Raw genomic sequence first — 12,476 nt, forward strand, 5'->3', positions numbered from 1 at the left:
ACACGCGACGTTCTCGTGGCCACGCCGTCGGCGGGTCGACGTTTTGCGACATAAATGAACCGGGCTCGCGAATCGGACTCTTGCGAAATCGGCATTTGCGGACCGGTGTGGCACCGAATGAGAAACGGTATTGCCGCCGAGCGTTGACCTGGCGATGATGAGGTCGTGAGCGCATTAAAATCGGGTTCTGGTTATGATTTCGTTGTCGTGGGCGGCGGGAGCGCCGGTTGTGTGATCGGTTCTCGACTGTCGGAGAACGACGACATCCGCGTACTTCTTGTCGAAGCCGGAGGACGTGATCAGTTGTCGGCAATGGCGAGCCCGGCTGGTTGGCTCGCCCTGCTGGGCAGCTCCGCCGACTGGTGCACCCCGTCCACCGAGCAGGCCTTCCTGGGCTCATCGATCGTCCTGCCGCGCGGACGCGCCCTGGGGGGTTCATCGGCCATCAACGGGCTGAACTACCTGCGCGGCCATCGCTCGAGCTACGACCGGTGGGCGACGATGGGGGCGAAGGGGTGGGAGTTCGACGACCTCCTGCCTTACTTCCGGCGCAGTGAACGCGCGGTGGGGCGGGATCCGGCCGTCCGCGGCACGGACGGGCCGATGGTCGTGTCGCCACCGCCCGAGCCACATCCGGTGATCAGCGCGTGCCTCGACGCGGCCGTCGAAGTGGGGTGTCCGGCGGCGACGGACGTGAGCAGCGGCCTGGAGGAAGGTTTCGGGCGCTGCGACAACACGATCGTCGACGGGGTGCGGCAGAGCGTGGCCGATGCCTACCTGCGCCCCGTGCTGGACCGGCCGAACCTGGACGTGGTCACCGGCGCCGTGGTGCACCGGCTCCGGTTCGACGGTCGTCGTTGTACCGGGGTCGAGTACTCGCTGGACGGCACAGTGAGCGTCGCGGAGTGCTCGCGGGAGGTGGTGCTCACGGCGGGGACGATCGGGTCGGCGCAGTTGTTGCTGCTCTCCGGTGTCGGGCCGGCGGATCACCTGCGTGACGTCGGCGTAGAGGTCGTGCACGACCTTCCCGGGGTCGGGGCCAACTTCCACGACCATCCGGCGGCGATGGTGAGCTACAGCGCCTCCCGTCCGGTGCCACTGATGCCGGGCAATCCCCCGGGTGAGGCCATGGGACTGGTGCGCAGCGATCCCGCTCTGGGCGGCGCGGACCTGCAGATGCTCTTCCTCAGCCGGCCCATCCATCCGGCCGCCCGCACCGACGTGGCTCAGGGGTATTCGATCATGTTCAGCGCGATAACTCCGCGCAGCCGAGGGTCGGTGCGGCTCGCAAGCGCCGATCCCGAGGCCGTGCCGCTCGTCGACCCGAACTATCTCGGTGACGACCGTGACGTCGAGACGATGACGGCGGGCCTGCGCCTCGCCAGGCGGATCGGGCGCGCCGAGGCGCTTGCCCCCTGGCGGGGCGAGGAGGCACCCGCGGTGTCGGACCCCGACGGCCCGGCTGCCGTCCGGGAGTACCTGCGAGGAAGCCTGATGCCTTATTTCCATTACGCGGGCACCTGCCGGATCGGGATCGACGACATGGCCGTGGTCGACCCGGAGCTGCGAGTGCGCGGGATCGACGGGCTCCGGGTCGCCGACGCGTCCGTGATGCCGTCGGTCGTCTCCGCGAACACCAACGCCACGGTCTGCGCGATCGCGGAACGGGCGGCCGCTCTCATCGCCGAGTGACGCTGCAGGCGCAGGCGAATGCCGCGACGAGCGCGTGGCGGCAGGCCTCTGCCCCGGGGCGGCGAGCAGGTGACCGAATTGGACTAAACGGTTAATGGCAACGCGCGCCCGGCTGCCGACCATCTGCCACCCGTATCGATCGCCTCGGGTGTGGGGCAGTGTGGGATCGGTGCCTGGGCAGCCTGCCAGGCGGGGTGACGCGCTGTGACGCCTTCCGTCATCTACGTGGACTTGGGCGAATCCAGGCGCCAACCGCACCTGTGGCCGCTTCGTTGGTGCTATCTGGTCCATCTTTGTATCGCTCTCCGGCGTGGATGGGAGGGCGGACGGCCGGTTGGACGATCGAATCGGAGCATCGCCGGTCCCTTGGGTGCCTGCGCGGGTCCTCGCCGTTACGGGGAGGACGACGCTGGTTTCCCGGGTTCATGCAGGTGGGCGGGTTGGGTGCGCGGCCACCGAGAGTGCCCACGCGCTGACCGGGGGACTCCTGGGCGATGTGATGCGCGCCACTTGGCGCCCTCCTGTGGGCCGCCTGTTTGATGCCATAGTCTGGAACAGTCAGTCTAGTTGCTGTGCTGGCTGCTCGACGAGGGCCGCATCCCGCCCTGAGTAGATCGACGGAGCGCTGAGTCGTGCCGACGGGGAAGTCGTGGACGGTCGCAAGCCCGGCTGGAACGCCAGGGTGGAGGTCAGCGCCCCCCGAGAGTCCAGAGAGGAATCCCCATGGCAGACGACCGACTTGCTGCGCTCACCGCGGCGGGTGTTTCGATCTGGCTTGATGACCTGTCGCGTGATCGCCTGGTCAGCGGTGATCTTCGGCGACTCATCGACGACAAGCACGTCGTCGGCGTCACCACCAACCCGACCATCTTCGCGGCTGCGCTCGCGCACCGAGGGGTCTATACGTCGCAGATCCGGGAACTCGCGCGGCGTGGGGCGACGGTCGGAGACGCTGTACGAAAGCTCATGGTCGTGGATGTCCAGCAGGCCTGCGAGTTGTTCCACGGCGTCTGGGAGGCGAGCAACGGTGTGGACGGGCGGGTGTCGCTCGAGGTCAACCCCGATCTGGCCGGCGACAGCGAAGCGACTGTCGTCGAGGCGGTGAGCCTCATGCGAGCGGTCGGCTGCCCAAACCTGTACGTGAAGATTCCCGCGACGAGGGCGAGCCTGCCGGCCATCACGGAAGCTCTCGCGCTCGGCATCGACATCAACGTCACGCTCATCTTCTCGGTGGAGCGGTACCGGGAGGTCATGGCGGCGTACCTCGACGGCCTCGAGCGGGCGCTCGACGACGGCGTGCCTCTGACCTCAGTCCACTCGGTCGCGAGCTTCTTCGTCTCGCGTGTCGACGTGGAGGTGGACAAACGCCTTGAAAAGATCGGGTCGGATGAAGCGCTCGCGTTGCGGGGCATGGCCGGCATCGCGAACTCGAGACTTGCGTATCAAGCGTTCCGGGAGACGTTTGCCGGTCGGCGCTGGGAGCGCCTCGCGGCAAAGGGCGCTCGTGTTCAGCGGCCGCTCTGGGCCTCGACGGGCGTGAAGAATCCTGCCTACCCGGACACGATGTACGTCACCGAGCTCGCGGTGTCCGGAACTGTGAACACGATGCCAGAAGCAACGCTGAACGCCTTCGCCGATCACGGCTCACTGCGCAGAGCAGACGGCGGTGACGCCGTCACCGGTCGTGCCCCGGAGGCCCGTGAGGTGATCGACGCGATAGCTGCCGCAGGCGTCGATCTCTCAGAGGTCTTCACGGTCCTGGAACGTGACGGCGTTGATCGGTTCGCCCGCTCCTGGGCGGAGCTGCATGAGACCGTCGGGCGGTCCATGGAAGCGGCCGAGTAGGGGCTCGCCGTGGCTGGCGCACGTGGGTGCGCAATGCGAAGCGAGATCAGCGCAAAAGCGTGTCGGTACGAACCGTGAACGTGGAGGAGGTCCACCGATGACCGCAACTCAGGGCGCAAAGAATCGCGTCTCGCCGTCGAGCCAGCCGTGGCTGCATCAGCACGGGGGAGGGGAGATCCAGAAGTTCGGGACCGTGAAGCAGTTCCCCGTTGGATTATCCTATGACGCGCGCATGTACGCGGCCGAAATGCTCAACCGGGCATTGGCCGACACTCAGATTCTTTACGCTCTTTACAAGAAGAGTCACTGGAACGTCCGAGGTGCGACCTTCTACCAGCTCCACCTCCTGCTCGACAAGCACGCTGACGAGCAACTCGCTCTCGTCGACGCGATCGCCGAACGCATCCAGAGCCTAGGTGGCGTAGCGGTGGGCGATCCGCGCCATGCGGCGGAGCTCAGCAGCATTCCGCGACCGCCGGATGGTGTCGAGCAGGTTCCCGCGATGCTCTCCCGGCTGCTCGACGCGCATGAGCGCATCTTGATCGACGCCCACAAAGCGGCTGCCAAGAGCGCGGAGCTCGGCGACGACGGAACCAACGACTTGCTCGTCTCGCAGGTCATCCGGACCGGAGAGCTGCAGTGCTGGTTCCTGGCTGAGCATCTGGTCGACACGCCTCTCGTGCGCATCTGACGGTCGAACTGCGCTGGTGCCGTCCCCGGTGTGCTTCGCACGGCGTTGTCGCCTGGCCGTCGCCGTTCCGGATGCTGATCCTGCGACCGGCATCGTGCAGTGCGGGGCACCGTGAACAGTCGCGTACGGGGCCGGGCACGACGTTCCTTGGGGCAGGCTGCGCGCGGGCGTGACGATCGTGGCGCTGCTGGAAACGGCAGCCGGCTTGGGGAACGCCGGCTCCATCGCCACCGTCCACGGGATCCTGCGGCTCGCATTCGGATCGGCGGACCCGGACATGAATCGGGGATCGCCGGTGAGGCTGCGGCCCTGCTCTACACGCGTTCGTGGCTGGTGATGGCCGGCTTCGCGGCCGGCCCTGCCGGGGTCGATCGCCGGCCGAGCCTCGATCCGGACGACATCGCGGCGTCGGCCCTCGGATTCGCCGGCAAGGCGTGCCTGCACCCGCGCCGGCTTCGGATGACCAATGTGGCGTTCACGCCCCCCAAAAGCTTGCGTGGGCCCGGGGGGTGCTCGCGCGACCCGCGGTTCGGCCGAGCCGGCGGTGCGCGTCGACAGAGAGATCGCGGCCAGCAGCGCGTCGGAGCCGCACGACACATCGTGGCTCGTGTGCCCGCTTCGATCCGGCAGAGGCCTGGCTCGAGGATGCGGTCGTCCGTGCTCTTCGGGCTCGGTCGGACCGGGGCACCGGCGCCTAAGGCTCCGGCGGCTCGCCGGTCGGGCTCCCCGCGACCGTCGTCCGCCCCCCGTGAGGTTCCACGTGCAGCGGGTGCTCCGGGCCCCACCGCACGCCTGCGAATACCGGTTCACATCGCATGTGAGCGCCGGCAAGCGACCGGGCGTGACCTCCGATGAGGCCGAGGTGCACGTGATAAGACATCGAGGTCTGGTGCCGCCAACATTCGCAGACTCAAAGCGCCGTGTAGGCGAAGAACTGATACAAAAGAGGTTTCAGATGAAAGCGATCGTGGTGACCGACCGGGCCGCCGGAACGGTCATCCCTGGGCTCCGGCATTGAATTTTTCGCCAGAGCTGGACGACCACGTGACCAAGTTCTCTGCGCCACTCCTGCCACTCCAGTGCGATGAGGCGACTGCGGAATGAGAACTGACGGCTGGGCTCATGTGTGCCCGTCCGAGCCCCTCCTCCGAGACCTGGAAACTCTTGACGATCTCCGCGATTGGCAGGAGTCGGTCGTCGCTTCCGTGACCGCCATATTGACTTGTGCTGCCGGCGGGCCGTGCGGGTGCGGCCGTCCAGCGGCGCTGGACGGAATCCGGGACTCGCAGGCCCACCTCGCAGCCGGCCTGGCTCGAATCTGCAGGGAGGAGGGGGTCGTGTCCGACGCCGAACCGGCCACGATTGCGGCCGGCGTCATGGCAGCGCTCGCGGGCGGTCTACTCCTCGCCCGCACAGCGCGCAGCCCGCGCCCGCTCGAAATCGCACTCGACATGGCTATCGAGCAGACGAGGCGGACGCTCTCCGCCGGGAATGATGCGCCACTGGAAACCCCGAAGTTGGTCACGAATCACCGGCCGTGAATCCCGATCGGTTTGCTCGCCGGCCTGCGACCTGCTGCCGGCTGGCCGCGACGGGCCGGACGGTGCTGTCATCAGTCACAAGCTCCTGGAGGCCTTCGTCGGAGGAGATCGGATGAGAACGACACTGACCGCCGACCACGTCCTGCTCCCCGACGGCGTGCTGAGCCCGGGCGTGGTGCGCGTCGAGGACGGCACGATCACGGCGGCCGATCCGATCGGTCCTGCCGGACCACCGGCCGGGCCGGACACGATCCGCCTCGATGGCCGCATCCTCATGCCCGGCCTGGTCAACTCACACACCCACACCCCGATGTCGCTGCTGAAGGGTGTCGCGGAGGGCTGGTCACTGCTCACCAAGGAGGGCTGGCTGAACCGCGTGCGGGCGCTGGAGGCCGGGCTGACGCCGTCCGCGATCCCTGGCGCGGTCGCGGTCTCGTGCGCGGAGATGATCGCGTCCGGCACCACCACCTTCGCCGACCAGTACTTCTTCGCGGAGGAGATCGTGCCGACCGTCGTCCGCAGCGGCCTGCGGGCGGCCGTGGCGTACGGCATCGTCGAGCTGGGCGACGACGCCGCACGCGAGCGGGAGCTCGCCGCGTGCAGCGAATTCCTCGAACGCACGACGGGAACGGGACCACTGGTGCGGGGCTGGGTCGGTCCGCACGCCTTCTTCGTCGACAACTCCGAGCAGACGATCGAAGCGGAACTGGCGCTCGCCGACGCCCACGGCACCGGTCTGCACGCCCATTTCGCCACCAGCGGCGAGGAGGACGCGTGGTGCCGGGAGACCGTCGGCACCACTGCGCTGGTGCGGATGAAAGCGCTCGGGCTGCTCGACAGGCGGGTCCTGCTGGCCCACGGCTGCACCGTCCTCCCGGAGGACCTGCCGCTGCTGGCAGACACGGATGTCTCCCTGGTGTTCGCGCCCAACGTCTGCATGGCGAGCGGAGCGTCTCCGCCGCCGTTCCGGGAGGCCCTCGACCAGGGGGTCACGGTCGCGCTCGGCACGGACAACGTGTGCAACAACGGCAGCTACGACATGTTCGCCGAGATGCGTGCGATGGGCAGGCTGGCGTCGTTCGTCAGCCGTGTCCCCGATGCCGTCCCGGCGCGCACCCTGCTCGCGATGGCGACCACAGCGGGGCATCGCGCCCTGGGCACCGGACCGGCCGCGGGGACGATCGTCCCTGGCGCACCCGCCGACCTCATCGCGGTGGCGACGGCGGATTTGTGCCGGGGACCGGTGCGGATGCAGTCACTGGAATCCGCGCTGGTCTACGGCGGGAGCGGGCACGCCGTCGTCGACTCCATGGTGGACGGGCGGTGGCTGATGCGCGAGCACACGCTGCTGACGCTCGATGCCTCGTCCTCGTACGAGTTGCGTGACGGCGACGCCGACGCGCTGCTCGGCGCGGCGCAGGCGCGGGCCGCGGCGACCTGACGTACGCGGGGCGCGCACCCGTCGGAGCCGTCGTCCTGCGCCCGCGGGTTTGGTCCGCTCACGGGCCGGCTCGACAGCACGACAACGGAACTCGAGAGGGTGAGGGGCAGGCACGCCGGCATCGTTCCTGGTGGCCGTAGCCACTTCAGGCCGGAGAGGCCGAGATGAATGTCAGCGCGCCGCTAGTGGCGCTGGGTAGCGGCTTGGGTGTGGTGAGTGAGGGGACAGCAGCAGGCGCTGGTCGGCGGCTCGTCATCGGTACTCGGGGTTGGGGTTGTCGAAGTCGAATCGGCGACCTCGGTCCCACTCCGACCGCCGGTTGCCATATGCAGGGATGCCCTCGGCGTTCTTGATCATCTGCGCCAGGTGCATGAGGTTCCACGTCATGAACGTGGTGTTGCGATTGGTGAAGTCGTTCTGCGGTCCACCCGACCCCGGATCGAGATAAGACGGGCCAGGGCCGATGGCCCCGATCCAGCCTGCATCGGCCTGCGGTGGGATTGTGTACCCAATGTGCTGCATGCTGTAAAGCACGTTCATCGAACAGTGCTTGACGCCGTCCTCATTGCCCGTGATGAGACAGCCGCCTACTCGACCGTAGTAGGCGTACTGTCCGGCGTCGTTCAGCAGGTGTGAGCACGCATAGAGCCGCTCGATGATCTTCTTCATCTCGGAAGAGTTGTCGCCGAGCCAGATCGGACCGCACAACACGAGAATCTCGGCAGCAAGGACCTTGTCGTAGAGGGCAGGCCACTCGTCGGTCGTCCAACCGTGTTCGGTCATGTCGGGATAGACCCCGACTGCGATGTCGTGGTCGATGGTCCGTATGACCTCCACTTCCACGCCCTCCCGCTTCATCAGGTCGGCGCTGAGCCGGATCAGGCCCTCTGTATTGCTCGATTCTGGAGACCGCTTTAGGGTTCCGTTGAAGAACAAGGCTCGGAGGCCATCGAAACGAAGATCCATCTGAATTCCTTCGAAGCGAGTGAGGTCGTTCGTTCGACCTCGCCGGACAGGTCCTTGATACAAGCGATCGCCGGGGCGGTGAACACGCGCTCGACCCAGTAACGCGGCGGACGCCTGGCTCCAAGGATGTCACCGCTCCGAGGCACTCGCGTCCGTCCCCTGGTCGCCGTCGAGCAATGCTTTGACTGTCGCAGCGTCGTCGGAGACCACGCTGAGGGCCCCATGAAGCACCGTCCTCACTTGGAGGTGCGGGATGACCGCGGCGCCTGACGCGTCTGCGAACACGTAGTCGCCTGGCCGAACGGCAACACCGTTCACCACTACGGGCCGGTTCGCCTCGAACGGAGTGACGACGTCACCTCCCCAGTGAACCGCCTCACCTCGGCAGTACGCAGCAAAGCCGTACGTTGACAGTTCTGCGAAGTCGCGTAGCCGCGCGTCGGTCAGCACACCGGCCAAATTGTGACGGGCCAGCCGGCTCAGCTTCGTGCCCCCCGCCATCGAGGCATCGGGATGACCGTTGCTCGCCAACACCAGCACGCTGCCCATGCCACCATCGGACACCGCTTCGTCGAACAACTTGCCGAAGTTGTACCGATCGGGTGGCAGTGCCACTTCGCAGGACGGAAAGTACGAGATCGTGACCGCCGGGCCGAAGAGCAATCTGTCCGGCGTCGGGCTCACCAGGTCAAGAAGGTCACATCGGTGCCGGTGCAACCGTCCCATGGCGTCGACGATGTCAGCGGTACCGACCTGTTGGGCCAGGACCCGCAACTCCGGATCTTCGGTCGTCATCGGACCTCCCTGCCCCACGAGAGCCCCACTTCGTCGCATGACCTGGGAAGTGGCCGGGGCTCGGGCGGTGCTCGGTCCGTTGCTCATATCGTCGACCTGAATCCCATCGAGATCGACGGGCCGGGGTCGAGTTCGTCATGCTCCAGGTGTGGGTTTGCCGTCGCGGCGACGATCAATGCTTGCGGTTGGTGGCCGACGGTGTTGCCCGTCGGTCTTCCCCGGTTGTAGATGGATCCCCAGCCGGATCGCATCCGTACTCACCCTAATACTCCAGCTGGTTGCGTCCAGTGGCCAGGAGGTGATCGTCCGGCGAGTCGGTTCTTGGCCTGAAGCTCGTCGTCGCCTGCAGGTCTGGTCCGGTCCAGGTAGCTGCCACGAAACCCGGTAGCAAGCCGGCGGCTCACCGATTGATTGATCGGGTAGCAGCACTGTCGTTTCAGGCGCGTTGGCGTTCTCAGACCGGTTCGGGTTCGTCTTCATCGGCGACGATGTGTGCTGCGGCCTCTTCGGCGGAGGCCGCGCCGCCGTCGCGACCGATGTCCACCGCGTAGAGGTAGGCGTAGTCGTCGATCTCGCCGGTGGCTTCGACGTCGATCAACCTCCCTGAGCGGGCCGTGCCGGCTTCGTTGTCGTACAGCTCGCCGTCGGTGTCGGAGGTGTCTCCCAGCCCGTCCCCGTCGGGGATCATGATGTCGGGCAGCTCGCGTGCCAGGCGGCCGTCGAGGCTTTCGTGTTCGGCCGCTTCTCTCGCGGTGAGGCCGTAGTCGTTGAGCTCCCACGGACGGTCCGGAGGGGAGTAGCCCTCGTCCAGTACGTCCCCGACCCCGCGGTTCTGTGGACATGTCAATCTCCCTGGTAGCGCTGCTCGAGCCAGGGGTCTCCCCGGTCGTGGTACCCGTTGCGCTCCCAGAAGCCGGGCTGGTCTTGGGCCAGTAGCGTCAGCCCGGACACCCATTTCGCGCTTTTCCAGAAGTACAGGTGGGGCACGAGCAGCCGGGCCGGGCCTCCGTGGATCTCCTCCAGGGGTGTTCCGTTCACGTTCCAGACCACCCAGGCCTTGCCGTCGGTCACGTCCTCGATCGGCAGGTTGGTGGTGTAGCCGGTGTGTGAACGGGCGAGCACGAACGCTGCGTCGTCGCGTGGACCGGCTGACGTCAGCAGGGTGTCGACGGAGACCCCGTCGAATGTCATGCCGAACTTCGACCAGGTGGTGACGCAGTGGATGGCGCCCTCGTACCGGGACCCCGGGAGTGCCTGGATCTCCTGCCAGTTCCACGTGGTGGGCGACTGAACGAGGCCGTCGACGGTGAAGGTCCAGCGATCGGTGCGGATGGACGGGGTGGCTTCCGCGTGCAGCACGGGCCACCCGTCGCCGGCGTCGTACTGACCCGGCGGCAGGTGCGAATCACGCGCCGTGTGGCCACGCCCCGCGAAGCCTCTGGTGACCGGCATGGCGGTTCCTCTCGTCCGTGTTCGGCCGTGCGATTCGCACTGGCCGCCACGACGTCACTGTCGGTGTTCGAATCTTGCCGGTCATCCGGCCAGCACGAGCGACCGCAGGACAACTTGACGCGGTGCCCGCCAGACCGTGCGCCATCTAACTGCCCGTCAAGTTTAGTACTGCCAGGTCCAGTGTATAGACGGGTTAGATCCTCTTCCACCGCCTGCGCTCGCTACCGTGTAGGTGCGCAATGGGAACATAACTCGCCAGTTGCACCGCGGTGGTCCGGCCTCCGGCTCTGTCCGAACACGGGTCGAGTCAGGTCTCAGTGGCCTTGACAGCTCGACGAAAAGACCTGATAGTCGGCTGGATGGTCAGAGCGCGTCGGCGTGTGGACATCGGAGGACATCGAGCGTCGCTCGGGTCCGGCGAGCCCGGCGTGCAAGCGCGCCTCCAGTCTTCGAGACCAGTATCAGCACTCTCATACTGGATTTGACGGTTCGGCGCTCTCCCTGATTCCGTGACTATCCGGTCCAGTTTGGGAGAAGGTGGGGTGCCGCCGCGCGTCGACGGCAGCGATGGTCGTGCCGCAGAGTGTTGGTCCCGGACGGTGGCGCACGTGTCACGCAGCGCAGCACCGACGGTGTTCACACAGACAGCTCTCGCCTCTCGAGGTCAACGCTTGGGGAATTCGACTCGGCACGCAGCGAGCTCGCCGGCTGTGGCCAGACCTGCTCCCACTCGGCGCCGTCCGCAGCGAGCGGCCTTGGCGCGCCGCGCGGGCAATGAGCGGTGCGCGTGCCGATCCGGTTCGCTGCGACCGGCATTGAGATTGCTCGCTGACGGCGTTGGTCAAGTGCAGCGGCCAACGAGTTGTCGTCTGCTCGACCCATCGTCGGCCGTGAAGACAGTTGACCAGCGCAGTGCTCGAGGTGAAGGGCGATTCCTTCAGCGGGCACACCGGCCGCCGCGACCAGCTGGGTGCCGGCATCGCAGAAGGCGGCGGACCCGCAGACGTAGACATCACGGTCTCCGTCCAGGGGCGCCGCAAGGCCCCGGGACATCGGACGACCCGGTGCTCGTGCCGCCGAAGCGGCGGCTTAGTTCCGGCCCGCCATGACCCCGCCGTCGACGTTCAGGATCGCGCCTGTCACCCAGGACGCCTGACCGGACAGCAGGAAGGTGATCGCCGAGGCGATGTCCTGCGCGGAGCCGACCCGCCCCAGCGGATGCAACCCGCTGAAGCTTTCGACCGTCTCATGCACTTGCTCCGCCGGGATGAACCCTTCGTACAGTGGGGTGGCGACGACCGCCGGCGCGACCGCGTTGACGCGAATGCCGTGCGAGGCGAGCTCGATCGCAAGGTTGTGGGTGAGCGCGTGGAGCCCGGCCTTGGCCATCGAGTACGCGGACGAGGGCGTGAGACCGATCGCCTGATGTGCCCACATGCTCCCGATGTTCACGATCGAACCGCCTCGACCGCCCGCGATCATTCCGTTCACCAGAGTCTGTGTCAGAAAGAACAGTGCACGATTCAGCTCGAGGTAGGAGTCATAGAAGGCCGGGTCGTAGTCGACAAAGTCGCGCGGGATGAAGAACCCGGCCGCATTCACCAGGAGCGTGGCGTCCGCATGTTCACCCGCCAGCTGCTTCTGCACATTCTCCACTTCGTCGCGCCGCGTGATGTCGGCGGTGATACCCCAGGCTTTGCCCGCCGACAGGGCTCTCACCGTGTCTTCCACGCGCCCTCGATCACGCCCGATGATCACGGCGCTACCACCGCCCGCAACCACGTCGAGCGCGGCAGCACGACCCATACCGCTGCTGCCCCCGACTACAACGAGCTTCTGACCTTCGAACTCGTCGGTCATCATTCTGTCCCTTCTCGCGCCGATCCGTGATCGAGGCGCAGATACAGACGACACGAACTACAAGTCGCGAAGGCAGGTGTGTGCTGTGCCGCCGCTGTCGTCGATTGAGTTCAGCCGGCACAACCCGCCCAGCCGCGTGACTACGCAGTCAACGCGACGGCAGGCGCCGGATGCCGGCTATGGGCTGCCGGCC

At 66.9% G+C, this 12,476-nt stretch carries 10 protein-coding genes; 5 read left to right on the top strand and 5 right to left on the bottom strand.

Annotated elements, in window-relative coordinates; all coding sequences use genetic code 11:
* The first annotated feature begins 165 nt into the window (after positions 1 to 165).
* From ACQPZQ_RS16390 to ACQPZQ_RS16410, 5 genes are all read left to right on the top strand, one after another.
* Positions 166 to 1,692: a GMC family oxidoreductase gene (locus ACQPZQ_RS16390; protein ID WP_433296559.1), complete on the top strand. Its 1,527-nt coding sequence runs from the start codon at positions 166 to 168 to the stop codon at positions 1,690 to 1,692.
* A 723-nt stretch (positions 1,693 to 2,415) separates the two neighbouring features.
* A complete protein-coding gene (gene tal / locus ACQPZQ_RS16395) occupies positions 2,416 to 3,537 on the top strand; it encodes a transaldolase (protein ID WP_433296561.1) in 1,122 nt (373 codons plus the stop codon).
* Between the two features lie 97 nt (positions 3,538 to 3,634).
* Positions 3,635 to 4,228 (top strand): Dps family protein, encoded by a 594-nt coding sequence (locus ACQPZQ_RS16400; protein WP_433296563.1) that lies wholly within the window; start codon positions 3,635 to 3,637, stop codon positions 4,226 to 4,228.
* A 1,337-nt stretch (positions 4,229 to 5,565) separates the two neighbouring features.
* On the top strand, positions 5,566 to 5,769 hold the full coding sequence (locus ACQPZQ_RS16405; protein WP_433296565.1) for a hypothetical protein: 204 nt from the start codon (positions 5,566 to 5,568) through the stop codon (positions 5,767 to 5,769).
* 112 nt (positions 5,770 to 5,881) lie between these two features.
* Entirely contained in the window at positions 5,882 to 7,210 is a 1,329-nt protein-coding gene (locus ACQPZQ_RS16410) for an amidohydrolase family protein (protein ID WP_433296567.1), read from the top strand.
* A 252-nt stretch (positions 7,211 to 7,462) separates the two neighbouring features.
* Here the strand turns inward: ACQPZQ_RS16410 and ACQPZQ_RS16415 are convergent, their stop codons facing one another.
* The 5 genes from ACQPZQ_RS16415 to ACQPZQ_RS16435 form a co-directional block, all read right to left on the bottom strand.
* Positions 7,463 to 8,176 carry a flavodoxin family protein gene (locus ACQPZQ_RS16415; RefSeq protein ID WP_433296569.1) on the bottom strand — a complete coding sequence of 238 codons (714 nt, stop codon included), beginning with the start codon at positions 8,174 to 8,176 and terminating at the stop codon, positions 7,463 to 7,465.
* 129 nt (positions 8,177 to 8,305) lie between these two features.
* The gene (locus ACQPZQ_RS16420; RefSeq protein WP_433296571.1) at positions 8,306 to 8,971 is read right to left on the bottom strand and encodes an RraA family protein; all 666 of its coding nucleotides are present in this window, start codon (positions 8,969 to 8,971) and stop codon (positions 8,306 to 8,308) included.
* A gap of 454 nt (positions 8,972 to 9,425) precedes the next feature.
* The gene (locus ACQPZQ_RS16425) at positions 9,426 to 9,818 is read right to left on the bottom strand and encodes a DUF5709 domain-containing protein (RefSeq protein WP_433296573.1); all 393 of its coding nucleotides are present in this window, start codon (positions 9,816 to 9,818) and stop codon (positions 9,426 to 9,428) included.
* Positions 9,815 to 10,423, bottom strand: a complete 609-nt coding sequence (locus ACQPZQ_RS16430; protein WP_433296574.1) for a sulfite oxidase-like oxidoreductase — start codon at positions 10,421 to 10,423, stop codon at positions 9,815 to 9,817. Before ACQPZQ_RS16430 ends, ACQPZQ_RS16425 begins: the two co-directional genes overlap by 4 nt.
* A gap of 1,089 nt (positions 10,424 to 11,512) precedes the next feature.
* Entirely contained in the window at positions 11,513 to 12,286 is a 774-nt protein-coding gene (locus ACQPZQ_RS16435; protein WP_433296576.1) for an SDR family NAD(P)-dependent oxidoreductase, read from the bottom strand.
* Positions 12,287 to 12,476: the final 190 nt, after the last annotated feature.

It is taken from the genome of Pseudonocardia sp. CA-142604 (assembly GCF_050948475.1).
Lineage (GTDB): Bacteria > Actinomycetota > Actinomycetes > Mycobacteriales > Pseudonocardiaceae > Pseudonocardia > Pseudonocardia alaniniphila.